This is a genomic window from Streptomyces katrae (assembly GCF_000966975.1).
In the GTDB taxonomy this organism is placed as follows: Bacteria; Actinomycetota; Actinomycetes; order Streptomycetales; family Streptomycetaceae; genus Streptomyces; species Streptomyces katrae.
Genome location: NZ_JZWV01000520.1, coordinates 1 through 15285, shown reverse-complemented (window position 1 = coordinate 15285; position 15285 = coordinate 1). Strand labels below are relative to the sequence as shown.

Below are 15285 nucleotides of genomic sequence, written 5' to 3'. Positions count from 1 at the left end.
CGGGCCGGGAGCGCGGCCGCCGCGGCGCCGACCGCCAGCGAGAGGACGACGACCAGGGCGAGGGTTCCCCAGGGGAGGGAGAACGTGTAGCGGGGAATGGCCCCGTTGGCGAGTCCGCTGACCTTCCACGCCCCGAACAGGCCGCCGGCCAGGCCCAGCAGGGTCCCGAAGGCGGCGACGGCGAGGGATTCGAGCCGGATCATCCGGCGGATCCCGGCGCGGTCCATGCCGATGGCGCGCAGGACGCCGATCTCGCGGGTGCGTTCGGCCACCGACATGGCGAGCGTGTTGACCATGCCGAGGGCGGAGATGACCACCCCGATGCCGAGCAGCCCGAACACCATGCTCATCAGGTCGCCGGCCACACCGGCCTGCTCCCGGACGAGCCCGCTCCGGTCCTGCACCTTCAGCAGCGGGCTGTCGTCGACGGCGAGGCGCAGCCGCTTCTCCATGTCCGCCGCGCCCGGGCCGGTACGGACGAGGACGCGCTGGACGGAGTCGCGCAGGAAGCCGTGGCGCTGCACCTCGCCCCGGTCGACGAGGACGTCCTGCGCGGTGGGGTTGTCCTCGTAGATCCCGACGACGGTGAAGGTACGGTCGCGGTCGCCCTCGCCGGGGCCGATGCTCCCCTCGACCCGCCCGCCGGTGACGAGCCGGTTCTCCCGGGCGAAGCTGCTGGAGACGGCGATCCGGCCCGGGCCGATGCCCTCGGCCGAACCGCTGGTGAAACGCAGCTTCATGACGGCCCCCACGGTCTTCGGGTCGACACCGGAGGCCTGCCGGGCGAGGGCCCCGGCCGAGAAGGTGGAGTCCGCGACGGCCGAGGCGGTCGTGACCCCGGGCAGGGCGGCGACCCGTTGCACGGCGGCCGCGTCGATGGCCGTGGTGTTGCCCCGGGTGCTGATGACGTAGTCGGCGCTCAGCCCGGCGGCGGCCTGGGAGTCCAGGGCCCGGCTGGAGGAGTGCTCGATGACGGCGAGGCCGCAGACCAGCGCGGTGCTGATCATCAGGGCGACGGCCGTGGCCGCCGTACGCCGGGGGTCGCGCAGGGCGTTGTCCCGCGCGAGGTCGCCCACGACCCCGAACCGGCCGGTGAGGCGGCCGAGGAGACGGATGACCGGGCCGGCCAGCAGCGGGGCCAGCAGGATCAGCCCCGTGACGAGGATCCCGCAGCCGAACATCGCGGTCCGCAGGTTGGCGTCCGAGGCGCTGCGGGCGTCGTCCAGCGAGACCAGCAGCCCGGCGCCGACGAGGAGTACGGCGGCTCCGGCCGCGCCCCGGATCCGGGACAGGGCCACGGAGGGCAGCTGCTCGGCGGTGCGCATCGCCTCGACGGGCGCGATCCTGGCCGCCCGGCGGGAGGGCAGCCAGGCGGCGAGGACCGTGACGCCGACGCCGACGGCCAGGGAGGCGAGCACCGGGGCGGGGCCGATCACGAGCGGGCCCCGGGGCAGCAGGTCGTCCGCGGTGCCGAGGAGGCCGGGCAGGACGGCGGCGACACCGAGGCCGAGGACGAAGCCGAGCACCGAGGCGAGGAGCCCGACCAGCGCCGCCTCGGCGAGCACGGAACCGGTCACCTGCCGTCGGGTGGCGCCGATCGCGCGCAGCAGGGCGATCTCCCGGGAGCGCCGGGTGACGAGCATGGTGAAGGTGTTGATGATCAGGAACGAGCCGATGAAGAGGGAGACCACGGCGAAGATCAGGGGCAGCCGGGAGTAGCTGCTGGTCTTCGTGTCGATGAAGACCGACTGCTGGGCGGCGAGCGAGGCCGTGGTGACCGCCTCGGCCCGGTCCGCCGGCAGCAGGGCGCCGACGCGCCGGGCGAGGTCGTACGGGTCGGTGCCGGAGGTGGCGGAGAGGTCGATCCCCGTGTACCGGCCCGGGCCGGCGAACAGTCCCTGGGCGGTGGCCTTGTCGAGCACGGCGAGGGTGCCGCCCGCGGTCACCCGGGTGTCGGTGGTCGAGACGATGCCGACCAGCCGCAGCCGCAGGACGGGGCCGTCGACGGCCAGCCTGACGGTGTCGCCGAGGGAGTAGCCGCCGGCCTCGGCGGTGCCCCGGTCCAGGGCCACCTCGCCGGAGGTGAGCGGGGCCCGGCCGGCGGTCAGCGGGTAGCGGCCGTCCTTGCCGTCGGGGCCGGGGACGTAGGCGGCGGCCTGCTTCCCCATGGTGTGGCCGGCGCGCAGCGGGGTGCCGTCCTTTGCGGCCAGGGTGGCCGAACCGTCGACGGCCGGGCGGGCCGCGGCGACGCCGGGGACGGCCGCCAGCTTGGCCACGAGCGCGTCGTCGAGGGCGGACTCGCGCTGGTCGGCGGGGGCGCCGAGGGGGTACTTGGGGTCCACTGTGACCGCGGTTCCCGCGTAGTTCCGTGCCATGGAGGCCCGGTAGGCGGCGGTGGTGGACTCGGCGAAGACGAGCGAGCCGGAGATGAACGCGACCCCGAGGCAGACCGCGAGGACGGTCATGGCCAGACGGGCCTTGTGCGCGAGGACGTTGCGCAGGGCTGTTCGCAGCATGGCGGGCTTTCGGGTGGTGTGGCGCGGCGGGCGGGAAGAGCGGAGGCGGTGGGAGGAGCGGAGGTGGCCGGGAGGAGCGGAGGCGGCCGGGTCAGGAGGTGCGGCCGCGGCCCTCGAAGGCGAGCATCCGGTCGAGCACGGCCCCGGAGGACGGCTCGTACAGCTCGTCCACCAGGCGGCCGTCGGCGAGGAAGACCACCCGGTCGGCGTGGGCCGCGGCCACCGGGTCGTGGGTGACCATCACCACGGTCTGGCCCAGCTCCCGCACCGAGTCGCGCAGGAAGCCGAGGACCTCCGCACCGGAGCGGGAGTCGAGGTTGCCGGTCGGCTCGTCGGCGAAGACGATCTCGGGCCGGGACACCAGGGCGCGGGCCACCGCCACGCGCTGCTGCTGGCCGCCGGAGAGTTCCGCGGGGCGGTGCGCGAGCCGGCCCGAGAGCCCGACGGTGGCGACGATGGTGTCCAGCCAGGCGGGGTCGGGCTTCCGCCCGGCCAGCCTCAGCGGCAGGGTGATGTTCTCCAGGGCGGTGAGCGTCGGCATCAGGTTGAAGCCCTGGAAGACGAAGCCGACCTTCTCGCGCCGCAGCCGGGTCAGCTGCCGGTCGTTCAGGGAGGACAGCTCGACCCCGCCGATCCGCGCCGAGCCCGAGGTGACGGGGTCCAGGCCGGCCATGCAGTGCATCAGCGTGGACTTGCCGGAGCCGGAGGGGCCCATGACGGCGGTGAACCGGCCCCGGGCGAAGTCCACGGACACCGCGTCCAGCGCGGTGACCCGGGTCTCGCCCCTGCCGTACGTCTTGGTCAGGCCGTCGGCGCGGGCGGCCGGTTCCGCGAGGGCCGCGCCGGAAGGGGAGGCCGAGGAAGGGAAGTTCTGCGACATGCTTCCATCGTCAAGCCCCTGACCTGCGCAAACATCGCCCTGGAGGCGGTAGTTCAGCTCTGCCGAAAGACCGGTGCGCGGCGCCCGCGCTCTGCCGAAGGGCAGAGGACCGGGCGGCGGAGCTCAGCCCTGTGGGGGACGAAGGGGTCAGGGGGCCAGGCCTGCGCGGTGGGCCAGCAGCGCCGCCTGGACCCGGCTCGTCGTACCGGTCTTGTCCAGGATCGCGCCCACATGGGTCTTCACGGTGCCGGTGCCGATGCCGAGCCGGGCGGCGATGTCCTGGTTCGACAGGCCCTCGCCGAGCATGGCCAGGACCTCCCGCTCCCGGCCCGTCAGCCGGGCGATCCGGTCGTCCGCCGCGCCGCCGGCGGCGTGCGGCTCCCCGGCGGTCAGCATCCGGGAGATCACCGCCCCGGTCACCCCCGGGGAGAGCACGGCGTCCCCGGCGGCGGCCGCCCGTACCGCGCTGATCAGCTCCTGCGGGCCCTCGTCCTTCAGCAGGAAGCCGGCGGCGCCCTCCCGCAGCGCCCTGACCACGTTGTCGTCGTCGCCGAAGGTCGACAGCATCACCACGCGCGGCGCCGGGTCGAGGGCCAGCAGCGGGGCGATCGCGGCCAGCCCGTCGCAGACCGGCATCCGGATGTCCAGCAGGACCACGTCCGGGTGGTGGGCGGCGGCCAGTTCGGCGGCCCGCCGTCCGTCCGGGGCCTCGGCGACGACCTCGATGCCTTCGGCGTGCCGCAGGATCAGGCGCACTCCGGCGCGGATCATGGCCTCGTCGTCGGCGAGCAGGACGCGGATCGGACCGGCGGGCTCGGTCACGGGGTCTCCCAGGGTGTGGCGTCCCGGACGGACGGGACGGTGAAGCGGTCGATGGCGATGAGGCGCTCCGCGGCGTCGAAGCAGTAGCGGGCGACGGTCAGGGAGCCGGGGCGGGATTCGGTAGCCCCGTTGAACGGGTACACGCAGCCGGCCGTGCCGGGCGGGCGCGGCGGTTCACGGCCGGTGGCCGCGGCCCGGACCGCCGCGTTGTCGGTGACTCCGCTCCCGATCACGTCGCCGTAGGTCATGCCGACCCGGGGCAGCGGGCGCGGGCCGGCGTCCCGGTGCGGGGCGGTGGCGTGGACGAAGAGGGTCCCGAGGGCCGTCAGCACGCTCAGCGCCACCAGCCCGAGTGCCAGGGTCAGCGCCTGCGCGGTGCCGCGTTCCGCAGGGTCCGGGCCGGCGGAGGCCCCGTCGCCGGTGCCGGGGGCCTCCTCCCTCCTGAGGGTGGGGGTCTCGCCCGGTTCGGCGGGCAGGGCGGCCTCCACGAGGAAGCCGCCGGACGGCAGCGGGGCAGCGGCGAAGGTACCGCCCAGCAGTTCCACCCGCTCCCGCAGCCCGGTGAGACCGCGGCCGGTGCCCAGACCCGCGGCGGGAACGGCGGAGGCGGGCGGAGCGCCGTTGCGGACGGTGACCCGCGCCGTCTCCTCTCCGTGGGTGACGGTCACGGCGACGTGCGCCGCGCCTGCGTACCGGTGCACGTTGGTCAGCGATTCCCGCACCACCCGGTGCACCGCCCTGCGCACCCCCGCCGGGCGGCCGTCGAGGTCCGGGCCCGTCCAGTCCAGCCGTACGGCGATCCCGCCGTCCCGGGAGCGGGCCACCAGCGCCTCGATGTCGGCCCGGGTGCCGGTGGCGTCGGTGAGGGCCTCCGGGCCGGTGTCCCGGCCCAGCGGCCCGAGCACCCCGAGGGCCTGGCGCAGCTCGCCCAGGGCGTCCCGGGTGGTCCGCCGCACCAGCACGGCCTCCTCGCGCAGCTCGGGATCGGCGTGCTCCAGTGCCAGCTCCAGCCCGCCCGCGTGCAGGGAGATGAGGCTGAGCCGGTGCCCCAGCAGATCGTGCATCTCCGCGGCGATCCGGGAGCGCTCGTGGATGCGGGCCTCGCTGTCGGCGAGCCGGCGCGCCCGCTCGGCCGCGTCCCCGCGCTCGCGCAGCGCCCGCACCAGGCGCCGCTGCTGCCCGTACGAGGTACCGACCAGCCCGGGCACGAGCACGGCCGTCGGCGTCAGGACCAGCCCGAGCGCAAGCCCGTACGGCAGCGGCCCCGGACCGAGCCAGGGCGCGGCCACCGTCGCGCACACCACCAGCAGCGCCGCCGCCCCGGCCAGCAGCCGGGCCCGCGTCCGCGCCCGGACCGTCCGCCGCGCCACCGTGTACGCGGTCGCCGCGGTGACCGGGCCGACGCAGGAAGCCAGACCGGTCAGCGCCGCGAGGACGAGGAGGACAGTGGCCGGAAAGCGGCGGCGCAGCGGGAAGAGGCCCGCTCCGACGGCCAGCGCGAGCAACTGGAGGTACGGGCGCGGAAGCACCCCGAGGTAACCGACCGCCACCCACACCCCCAGCCCGGCGAGCAGCACCCAGGCCGTCTCCGCGACCGCGCGCACGGGTCCCCGGAGCGGACGACGAAGACGGAACGGAGGAGAGCTCACCACGCTGACCAGTATCGATTCCGCAACCAGCGAGGGCATGCTCCCCGCGGCCGATCCGCCCCTCTGCCAAAAGACAGAGAGACCCTCTCCCGCCCGGGCCCGGCGGTGACCGGGCCGGACCCCGATCACGGTCGGTGACAGGCCGGGTGGACCTGAGCGACGGGCGTTCCGCTTCCGCGCCCGCCGCCCTACGGTTACCAGTCATGCGGTTCCTCCCCCTGCGTGTCCGTCGCCTCGGCCTGCCCCGACGCGCCGTCTCGCAGATCCTGCTCACCCAGCTGGCCATCGCCGCGGGGGTCCTCGTCCTGGCCACGGGCCTCTTCCTGGCGCCCCTGAGCCACCAGCTGGACGACCAGGCGATGCGGCGCGCGCTGGCCATCGCCCAGAGCGCGGCCGCGGACCCCACCCTGGCCGCCGACCTGCTCAGGTCTGCGCCCTCTCCCGACAGCCCCGTCCAGGCCGCGGCCGAGCGGATCCGCAGCGCGACCGGAGCCGAGTACGTCGTCGTCCTCGACCTGAAGGGGATCCGCCGCTCCCACCCCAGCCCGGACCGCATCGGCCTGCCCGTCTCCACCGACCCGGGCGACGTCCTCGCCGGACACGAGGTGATGGAGATCGACCAGGGCACCCTCGGCCGCTCCGCCCGCGGCAAGGTCCCCCTCGTCGCCGCCGACGGGGAGATCGTCGGAGCCGTCTCCGTCGGCATCGCCTACGACAGCGTGCGCGACCGGCTGCTCGGCGCCATCCCCGGCCTCCTCGCCTACGCCGGCGGCGCCCTGGCCGCCGGCGCCCTCGCCGCCTTCCTCCTTTCCCGCCGGATCCAACGGCAGACCCGGGACCTGGCCTTCTCCGACATCGCCGGCCTGCTCGCGGAACGCGAGGCGATGCTGCACTCCATCCGCGAGGGCGTGATCGCCCTCGACCGGAACGACCGGGTGCGCCTCGTCAACGACGAGGCGGCCCGGCTGCTGGGCCTCGACCAGGACCGCACCGAGGCCCTGGCCGGCCGGCCGCTGGACGAGGTCCTCGGCGCGGGCCGCACCAGCGACGTCCTGGCCGGCCGCGTCACCGGCCGCGACCTCCTGACCGTCCAGGGCCCGCGCGTCCTGGTCGCCAACCGGATGCCCACCGCCGACGGCGGGGCCGTCGCCACCCTGCGCGACCGCACCGAACTGGAGCACCTGAGCCGCGAGCTCGACTCCACCAAGGGCCTGATCGACGCCCTGCGCGCCCAGGACCACGAGCACGCCAACCGCCTCCACACCCTGCTCGGCCTCCTCGAACTGGGCCTGCACGAGGAGGCGGCCGCGTTCGTGACCGAGGTCGTGGGCGTGCACCGCACCACGGCCGAGCAGGTCACCGAGAAGATCCACGACCCGCTGCTGGCCGCACTGCTGGTGGGCAAGGCCACCGTCGCGGCGGAGCGCGGCGTCCCGCTGCGCCTCGCCCCAGACTCCCTCCTCCCCGACCGCCTGGTGGACCCCGGCGGCCTCGTCACGATCCTCGGCAACCTCGTCGACAACGCCCTGGACGCGGCGGCCGGCTCCGCCACGCCCCTGGTCGAGGTCGGCATCCGCGCCGAAGGACGCACCGCCGTCCTCCGGGTGCGCGACAGCGGCCCCGGGATCCCCGCCGGACGCCGCGAGGAGATCTTCACGGAGGGCTGGTCGACCAAGCAGCCCGCGGCCCACCGCGAGCGCGGGCTGGGCCTCGCCCTCGTACGCCGCCTCGCGGAGCGGCAGGGCGGCAGCGCCCGGGCCGGTGAAGCAGAGGACGGAGGGGCGGAGTTCTCCGTCGTACTCCCGGAGGCCCTGCGGTGAAGGAGTCCCCGATCCACGTATTGGTCGTCGACGACGACATGCGTGTTGCCCGTATCAACGCGGCGTACGTGGCGAAGGTTCCCGGGTTCCAGGTGTCGGGCGAAGCCCATTCGGCGGCCGCGGCACTGGAGTTCCTCACCACCCGCCCGGTGGACCTGGTCCTGCTCGACCACTACCTCCCCGACGGGACCGGCCTGGACCTGGTGCGCCGCCTGCGCCAGCTCGGCCGGCACACCGACGTGATCATGGTCACGGCCGCCCGGGACCTGACCACCGTCCAGGCCGCCATGCGGCTCGGCGCCCTCCAGTACCTGGTCAAGCCGTTCACCTTCGCCGGCCTGCGCGCCAAACTGGAGGCCTATGCGGCCCTGCGCCGCTCCCTGTCCGGGGGCGGCGAGGCCGAACAGGCCGAGGTGGACCGGATCTTCGGGGCCCTCGCCTCGGCCGGCACACCCAACGAGCTCCCCAAGGGCCACTCCCCCACCACCGCCGAGCTGGTCCGCCGGGTGCTGCGCACGGCCGAGGGCCCGCTGTCCACGCAGCAGATCGCCGACCGGGCCGGCATCAGCCGCCAGACCGCCCAGCGCTACCTGAAGCTCCTGGACCGGGCCGGCCGCGTCTCCCTGGCCCTGCGCTACGGCGAGACCGGCCGCCCGGAACACCGCTACACCTGGGTCCCGTCGGCCGGTACCTGAGGCGCCGCCCGACGGAACTCACACCGCGCCGGCGCCCGTCAGGGAACGGACCTCCGTCTGGGCGTACTTGCGCTCGTCAGGCTCCTCGGCGGAGGTGACCGTACCCAGCCAGCCCGCCAGGAAGCCGAGCGGAATGGAGACGATCCCCGGGTTCTGCAGCGGGAAGTACTGGAAGTCCAGGCCCGGGAAGAGTGATCCGGGACTCCCGGAGACCACCGGCGACAGGACGACCAGCAGCAGCGCCGGGACCAGCCCCCCGTAGACCGACCAGACGGCCCCGCGGGTGGTGAAGCCGCGCCAGAACAGCGAGTACAGCAGCACCGGCAGGTTCGCGGAGGCCGCCACGGCGAAGGCCAGGCCCACCAGGAAGGCCACGTTCATATCCTGGGCGAGCAGCCCCAGGGCGATGGCCACCGCCCCGATCCCCACGGCCGCCACCCGGGCCACGGCCACCTCGCTGCGCTGCCGGGCCCGCCGCCGCCTGAGGGAGGCGTAGAGGTCGTGCGCGACGGAGGCCGAGGAGGCCAGGGTGATCCCGGCGACCACGGCGAGGATCGTCGCGAAGGCGATGGCCGCCACGAGGGCGAAGAGCACCGCGCCGCCGGTGGAGTCGGCGCCCCCGCCGAGGAATCCCGCCAGCAGCGGTACGGCCGTGTTGCCGGAGGCGCTGGACGCCCGCACCGCGTCGGGCCCCACCAGGGCGGCCGCCCCCAGGCCGAGCACGATGGTCATCAGGTAGAAGCCCCCGATCAGCCCGATCGCCCACACCGCCGACCGGCGGGCGGCCCGCGCGGTCGGGACGGTGTAGAAGCGCGACAGGATGTGCGGCAGGCCCGCCGTGCCGAGGACCAGGGCCAGGCCCAGGCTCATGAAGTCGACGCGCGAGGTCCAGCCCCCGCCGTACTTGAGGCCCGGGCTCAGGAACCGGGCCCCGTACCCGCTGCGTTGGGCGGCGGAGGCGAGGAGCTGGTCGAGGTTCCCGTGGAAGCGCACCAGGACCAGCACGGTGAGGGCGATCGCCCCGCCGATCAGCAGGACGGCCTTGACGATCTGGATCCAGGTGGTGGCCCGCATCCCGCCGAAGGCCACGTACACCACCATCAGCGCGCCGACCCCGACCACCGTCAGGGTCCGCGCGGCGGGGCCGGTGTCCGACAGCAGCAGACCCACCAGGCTGCCCGCGCCGACCATCTGCGCGACCAGGTACAGCACCGAGACCACCACCGAGGAGGACCCGGCGGCGATCCGCACGGGCCGCTCGCTCATCCGCGCGGCGACGACGTCGGCGAGGGTGAAGCGACCGCAGTTGCGCACCAGTTCGGCGACCAGGAACAGCACCATCAGCCAGGCCACGAGGAAGCCGATCAGGTACAGCAGGCCGTCGTAGCCGAAGAGGGAGATCAGCCCGGAGACCCCGAGGAAGGAGGCGGCGGACATGTAGTCGCCGGCAATGGCGAAACCGTTCTCCATCGGGGAGAACAGTCTCCCGCCCGCGTAGAACTCCTCCGTGGAGCCGTGCCTCCGGCGGCTGACCCAGGTGGTGATGCCGAGGGTGACGGCGATGAACAGGCTGAACAGGATCAGCGCGAGCGTCTGGTGTTCGGAGGTCACCGGCCCTCCCCCCGCCCGCCGCGGCCGCGCTCCTGACCGCGTTCCCGCTCGAAGACGGTCCAGCGCAGGTCGAGCGCGGCACCGTCCCGGCGCAGCCGGGCGTGCCGGGAGTAGGCCCAGGTCAGCAGGAAGGTGCTGAGGAACTGGCCGAGGCCCGCCAGCAGGGCCACGTTGACCGATCCCACCACCGGCCGCGCCATCAGCCCGGGTGCGGTGGTGGCCGCGACCACGTAGGCGACGTACCAGAGGAGGAAACCGGCGGTCGCGGGGACGACGAACCTTCGGTACCGGCCCCTGACCTCCTGGAAGGCGGCGCTGCGCTGCACCTCCAGGTAGATGTCGGACGCGCGGAGGTCATCGCCGCGGTCCGCCGGGGGCCGGCGCGGCGGGAAGGCTTCCGCACCCTCGCCCCAGCCCGTGGCCAGGGCGTCGTACCAGGGGTCGTTCAGCCGGACCGTTCCGGCTTCACGACCTTCGCGCTTGTCCACCGAACTCTCCTTGTCCGTCGCCGCATCGGCGGCGTGCTCACAAGGATGTGCCGAATGGTCGCTTTCCGGACTGGCGTCCTGGCGCTCTTCACTCCATCAGGTGAGGGGCGAAGAGCGCCGGGACGCGCGGGGATCCGGATCAGGCGTCGATGCGCGAGCGGTCCAGGGTCGCGGCCGAGCTGGTGATGAACTCCTTGCGCGGGGCGACCTCGTTGCCCATGAGGAGGTCGAAGACCTGCTCGGCCGCCTCCAGGTCGCCGATGTTGATCCGCCGCAGGGTGCGGTGGCGCGGGTCCATCGTGGTTTCCGCGAGCTGGTCCGCGTCCATCTCGCCGAGGCCCTTGTAGCGCTGGATGGCGTCCTTGTAGCGGATGTTCTTGCGCTGGAACTCCAGCAGCGTCTGGCGCAGCTCGTGGTCCGAGTACGTGTAGACGTACTTGTCCTGGCCCTTCTTGGGCTGGACCAGCTCGATCCGGTGCAGCGGCGGGACGGCCGCGAAGACCCGGCCGGCCTCGACCATCGGGCGCATGTACCGCTGGAAGAGGGTCAGCAGCAGGGTGCGGATGTGGGAGCCGTCGACGTCGGCGTCGGTCATCATGATGACCTTCCCGTACCGGGCGGCGTCGATGTCGAAGGTGCGGCCGGAGCCGGCTCCTATGACCTGGATGATCGCGCCGCACTCGGCGTTCTTGAGCATGTCCGAGACCGAGGACTTCTGGACGTTGAGGATCTTGCCGCGGATCGGCAGCAGCGCCTGGAACTCGGAGTTCCGGGCGAGCTTGGCCGTACCGAGGGCCGAGTCCCCCTCGACGATGAAGAGCTCGCTGCGGTCCACGTCGTCGCTGCGGCAGTCGGCCAGCTTGGCCGGCAGCGAGGAGGTCTCCAGCGCGGTCTTGCGGCGCTGGGCCTCCTTGTGCTGGCGGGCCGCGATCCGGGTCCGGGCGGCCGCGACGATCTTCTCCATCACGGCGCGGGCCTGCTGCTTGTCGTCGCGCTTGGTGGACGTCAGGAAGGCCTTGAGCTCCTTGGCGACGACGGCGGCGACGATCCGGGTGGCCGCGGAGGTGCCGAGCACCTCCTTCGTCTGGCCCTCGAACTGGGGCTCGGCGAGGCGGACGGTGACGACCGCCGTCAGGCCCTCCATGGCGTCGTCCTTGACGACGTCGTCCTCGGCGACGCGCAGGAGCTTGGCGGAGCGCAGCACCTCGTTCACGGTCTTGGTGACCGACCGCTCGAATCCGGCCACGTGGGTGCCGCCCTTGGGGGTGGCGATGATGTTCACGAAGGACTTGAGGGTGGTCTCGTACCCCGTGCCCCAGCGCAGGGCGATGTCCACGCCCAGCTCGCGGGTGACCTCGGTGGGGGTCATGTGGCCGCGGTCGTCGAGGACGGGGACGGTCTCCTTGAACGTGCCCGCGCCGGTCAGGCGCAGCACGTCGCAGACGGCCTTGTCCTGGGCGAGGTAGTCGCAGAACTCGCTGATGCCGCCGTCGTAGCGGAACGTCTCCTCGGTCTTGCCGGCGCCGTCGATGGCCCGCTCGTCGCGGACGACGATGGTCAGGCCGGGCACGAGGAACGCGGTCTGGCGGGCGCGCTGGTAGAGCGTCTCCAGGGAGAGGCGGGCGTCCTTGAGGAAGATCTGGCGGTCGGACCAGTAGCGGATCCGGGTTCCGGTCTTGCCCTTGGCGATCCGCTTGACCTTGCGCAGGCCGCCGGTGGGGTCGAAGGGGCTGTCGGGGCCCTGCTCCGTGAAGAGCCCGGGCACGCCGCGCCGGAAGCTGATGGCGTGCGTGGAGCTGCCGCGGTCGACCTCGACGTCGAGGCGGGCCGACAGGGCGTTGACCACGGAGGCGCCGACGCCGTGCAGGCCGCCGGAGGCCGCGTACGAGCCGCCGCCGAACTTGCCGCCGGCGTGCAGCTTGGTCATGACGACCTCGACGCCGGACAGGCCGGTCTTGGGCTCGACGTCGACCGGGATGCCTCGGCCGTTGTCGCGGACCTCGACCGAGGCGTCCTCGTGCAGGACGACCTCGATGTGGTCGCAGTAGCCGCCCAGGGCCTCGTCGACGGAATTGTCGATGATCTCCCAGAGGCAGTGCATCAGGCCTCGGCTGTCGGTGGAGCCGATATACATGCCGGGGCGCTTGCGGACGGCCTCGAGGCCTTCGAGGACGAGCAGGTGCCGCGCGGTGTAGTTGGAACCGTCCCGGTCTGCTCCGGACAGCAGCGCGCTGGAAGGCACGGACGTGTCGGCGGTCACGCAGTTCGCTCCTCGCTGAATTTCTTTTCTGGCCCGCTGGGGCGCGGGGGCGGCTCGGTCGCCCGTCGAAGGGTACCGAGGCCTGGTAGAGCCGATGCAACGCCACCCTCGCGCACTCCACAGCCTAGTGCAGATCCGCACGGGTGTTCGATCCCCCGTGAGGGTGAAGCAAACATCACGTTCCCTTCCAGGCATGAACCATTTAGGGTTCGGGCACGTCCTCATGAACAACCGGCACTCGCGCCGGGGAGGACGAGAACTGCTACAAGCGAACGACTGACAACGCGAAACCGTAAAGCAACGCAATACGGCTCCTTCGCCGCCAACCGGCAGCAGCCGGCCAGCTTCGGAAGGAAGTTTCGAGGAAAAGCCGCGAGCGGGAACGTTTTCGGCCTGGTTGGATGTTGACCCTGGTACGACAGCTCGTCGAGCTAGAGAAGAGGCGACGTGACTACTGTTCTGACACCCGCGACCCCGCTGACGGCCGCTGACCGATGCGACCGTTGCGGCGCCCAGGCATATCTGCGCGTCGTCCTCCTGAGCGGTGGTGAACTGCTCTTCTGCGCCCACCACGGGCGTAAGTTCGAGCCGGAACTCAAGAAGATCGCCGCGGAAATACAGGATGAGACCGAGCGGCTGACGTCCGCTCCGGCCGCCCACGCAGCCGACCACGAGGACCGCTGACACAAGGCCTGACCTCGCATCCGACGAGCCAGGACCGGCAAGGCCGGTCGACGGGCGGCCCCTCTGAGACCCAGAGGGGCCGCCCGTCCTCATATCCGAGGCCCTTCCACCGCGCCGGAGGGCGCCCTCCGGCCTCCGCGCCCCCGCGCCGGGCCGTACGGGGCTCCTGGAGCGCCTGCGGACGCGCTCCGCGATGCCCTAGACCCCGCTCGGCCGCCCGCCCCTCTGGAGGCCGCTCACGAAGTCGATCAGCGGGGCGATCCGGGTGTAGACGCCCGGGCTGTCGGCGCGCCCGCAACCGCGCCCCCAGGACACCAGGCCGATCAGCCGGCCCCGGGCGACCAGCGGGCCGCCGCTGTCCCCCTGGCAGGCGTCCTTCCCGCCCGACCGGTCGCCCGCGCACACCATGGAGTCGGCCCGGTACTGGCCGTCCGAGTTGCCCGGGTAGGCCCGCCGGCAGACCTCGTCGTCCAGGACGGTCACCTGCGCCGCCCGCAGTCCGTAGGCGTAGTCCCCGAAGCCGCTCGTGTCGCCCCAGCCGTACACCGCCGCTCCGGTGCCCGCCTCGTAGCCGGGGTGGCCGTCGCCGGCCATGGGGAGCACGTGGTCCGCCGGCACCGCTTCGGCCAGTTCCAGCACCGCGAGGTCGCCGGCGTTGGTCCCGGGGTCGTACGCCGGGTTCACCCGGGCCGCGCGGACGGCGATCTCGCGCCCGTCGGGGGCGCGCAGCTCCGTGCGGCCGGTGATCACCCGGAAGTCGGCGACGGAGTCGACCGGCCCGCCCAGCACCTGTCGGCCGAGGCAGTGGGCCGCCGTCACCACCGTGGTCGGGGCGACGAGGACTCCCCCACAGAACTGCCCGTCACGGATACCCCCGAACCGGTCACGGCTGGCGAGGGCCACGACCCACGGGCTGTCGGCCACCTTCACCGGCTGCCCGCCTATGACCACGCTGTCCGCCGCTGCCGTGGGCGCCTGGGCCAACGGCGCCACGGCCGCTCCCGCCACCAGGGTCAGTGCGCCCGCCAGGGCACGGGCGAAGGGTCGACGCATGGGGCCTCCTGACTCCGAGTGTGCATGACTCCACCCAGAGTGGGATGCCCGGTGGCCGCGCGCACCCGCGCGGCCACCGCCGTACGCCCCTGCCGTCCGGTCAGTCCAGGTAGTCGCGCAGCACCTGGGAGCGCGACGGGTGGCGCAGCTTCGACATGGTCTTGGACTCGATCTGGCGGATGCGCTCGCGGGTGACCCCGTAGACCTTGCCGATCTCGTCGAGGGTCTTGGGCTGGCCGTCGGTCAGCCCGAAGCGCATCGAGACCACGCCGGCCTCGCGCTCGCTGAGCGTGTCGAGGACCGAGTGCAGTTGCTCCTGCAGGAGCGTGAAGCTCACGGCGTCGGCGGGCACGACCGCCTCGGAGTCCTCGATCAGGTCGCCGAACTCGCTGTCGCCGTCCTCGCCGAGCGGCGTGTGCAGGGAGATCGGCTCGCGGCCGTACTTCTGGACCTCGATGACCTTCTCGGGGGTCATGTCGAGTTCCTTGGCCAGCTCCTCCGGGGTGGGTTCGCGGCCCAGGTCCTGGAGCATCTGGCGCTGCACACGGGCCAGCTTGTTGATCACTTCGACCATGTGCACCGGGATGCGGATGGTGCGGGCCTGGTCGGCCATGGCGCGGGTGATCGCCTGACGGATCCACCACGTGGCGTAGGTGGAGAACTTGTAGCCCTTGGTGTAGTCGAACTTCTCGACCGCGCGGATCAGACCCAGGTTCCCCTCCTGGATCAGATCCAGGAAGAGCATGCCGCGGCCCGTGTAGCGCTTGGCCAGGGAGACCACGAGGCGGAGGTTGGCCTCCAGCAGGT

At 73.2% G+C, this 15285-nt stretch carries 12 protein-coding genes; 3 read left to right on the top strand and 9 right to left on the bottom strand.

Translation table 11 applies throughout. The features are described from left to right. The 4 genes from VR44_RS19010 to VR44_RS18995 all read right to left on the bottom strand — a co-directional run. Positions 1–2516: ABC transporter permease (locus tag VR44_RS19010; protein ID WP_045948735.1), on the bottom strand; the 2516-nt coding region annotated here is incomplete at its 3' end. A 91-nt stretch (positions 2517–2607) separates the two neighbouring features. Next, positions 2608–3396, bottom strand: a complete 789-nt coding sequence (locus tag VR44_RS19005) for an ABC transporter ATP-binding protein (RefSeq protein ID WP_045948734.1) — start codon at positions 3394–3396, stop codon at positions 2608–2610. Between the two features lie 147 nt (positions 3397–3543). Continuing rightward, complete coding sequence (locus VR44_RS19000) at positions 3544–4218, bottom strand: response regulator (RefSeq protein ID WP_045948733.1); 675 nt, start codon at positions 4216–4218, stop codon at positions 3544–3546. Continuing rightward, the gene (locus VR44_RS18995; protein ID WP_094191746.1) at positions 4215–5906 is read right to left on the bottom strand and encodes a sensor histidine kinase; all 1692 of its coding nucleotides are present in this window, start codon (positions 5904–5906) and stop codon (positions 4215–4217) included. The genes VR44_RS19000 and VR44_RS18995 overlap by 4 nt, the downstream gene beginning before the upstream one ends. Before the next feature lie 164 nt (positions 5907–6070). On the opposite strand from VR44_RS18995, the gene VR44_RS18990 reads away from it, so the two are divergent. Together VR44_RS18990 and VR44_RS18985 are read left to right on the top strand one after the other, a co-directional pair. Beyond that, positions 6071–7687, top strand: a complete 1617-nt coding sequence (locus VR44_RS18990) for a sensor histidine kinase (RefSeq protein ID WP_045948732.1) — start codon at positions 6071–6073, stop codon at positions 7685–7687. Beyond that, complete coding sequence (locus tag VR44_RS18985; protein WP_094191745.1) at positions 7684–8382, top strand: DUF7342 family protein; 699 nt, start codon at positions 7684–7686, stop codon at positions 8380–8382. Before VR44_RS18990 ends, VR44_RS18985 begins: the two co-directional genes overlap by 4 nt. Positions 8383–8400: 18 nt before the next feature. On the opposite strand, the gene VR44_RS18980 is transcribed toward VR44_RS18985, so the two are convergent. From VR44_RS18980 to VR44_RS18970, 3 genes are all read right to left on the bottom strand, one after another. After that, positions 8401–9993: a solute symporter family protein gene (locus VR44_RS18980; protein WP_045948731.1), complete on the bottom strand. Its 1593-nt coding sequence runs from the start codon at positions 9991–9993 to the stop codon at positions 8401–8403. Beyond that, positions 9990–10481: a DUF485 domain-containing protein gene (locus tag VR44_RS18975; RefSeq protein WP_045948730.1), complete on the bottom strand. Its 492-nt coding sequence runs from the start codon at positions 10479–10481 to the stop codon at positions 9990–9992. Before VR44_RS18975 ends, VR44_RS18980 begins: the two co-directional genes overlap by 4 nt. A gap of 139 nt (positions 10482–10620) precedes the next feature. Continuing rightward, positions 10621–12741, bottom strand: a complete 2121-nt coding sequence (locus tag VR44_RS18970) for a DNA gyrase/topoisomerase IV subunit B (RefSeq protein WP_045948729.1) — start codon at positions 12739–12741, stop codon at positions 10621–10623. A gap of 447 nt (positions 12742–13188) precedes the next feature. On the opposite strand from VR44_RS18970, the gene VR44_RS18965 reads away from it, so the two are divergent. Continuing rightward, entirely contained in the window at positions 13189–13425 is a 237-nt protein-coding gene (locus VR44_RS18965; protein ID WP_042813742.1) for a DUF7455 domain-containing protein, read from the top strand. A 198-nt stretch (positions 13426–13623) separates the two neighbouring features. Here the strand turns inward: VR44_RS18965 and VR44_RS18960 are convergent, their stop codons facing one another. Together VR44_RS18960 and VR44_RS18955 are read right to left on the bottom strand one after the other, a co-directional pair. Beyond that, on the bottom strand, positions 13624–14478 hold the full coding sequence (locus VR44_RS18960) for a S1 family peptidase (RefSeq protein ID WP_045948728.1): 855 nt from the start codon (positions 14476–14478) through the stop codon (positions 13624–13626). 100 nt (positions 14479–14578) lie between these two features. Further along, the coding region (locus VR44_RS18955; RefSeq protein ID WP_045948727.1) for an RNA polymerase sigma factor at positions 14579–15285 on the bottom strand (707 nt) is incomplete at its 5' end.

Coding starts and splice junctions, on each gene's coding strand:
- VR44_RS18960 (WP_045948728.1), bottom strand. CDS start 14,478: ATGCGTCGACCCTTCGCCCGTGCCCTGGCGGGCGCACTGACCCTGGTG.
- VR44_RS18995 (WP_094191746.1), bottom strand. CDS start 5,906: ATGCCCTCGCTGGTTGCGGAATCGATACTGGTCAGCGTGGTGAGCTCT.
- VR44_RS18990 (WP_045948732.1), top strand. CDS start 6,071: ATGCGGTTCCTCCCCCTGCGTGTCCGTCGCCTCGGCCTGCCCCGACGC.
- VR44_RS19005 (WP_045948734.1), bottom strand. CDS start 3,396: ATGTCGCAGAACTTCCCTTCCTCGGCCTCCCCTTCCGGCGCGGCCCTC.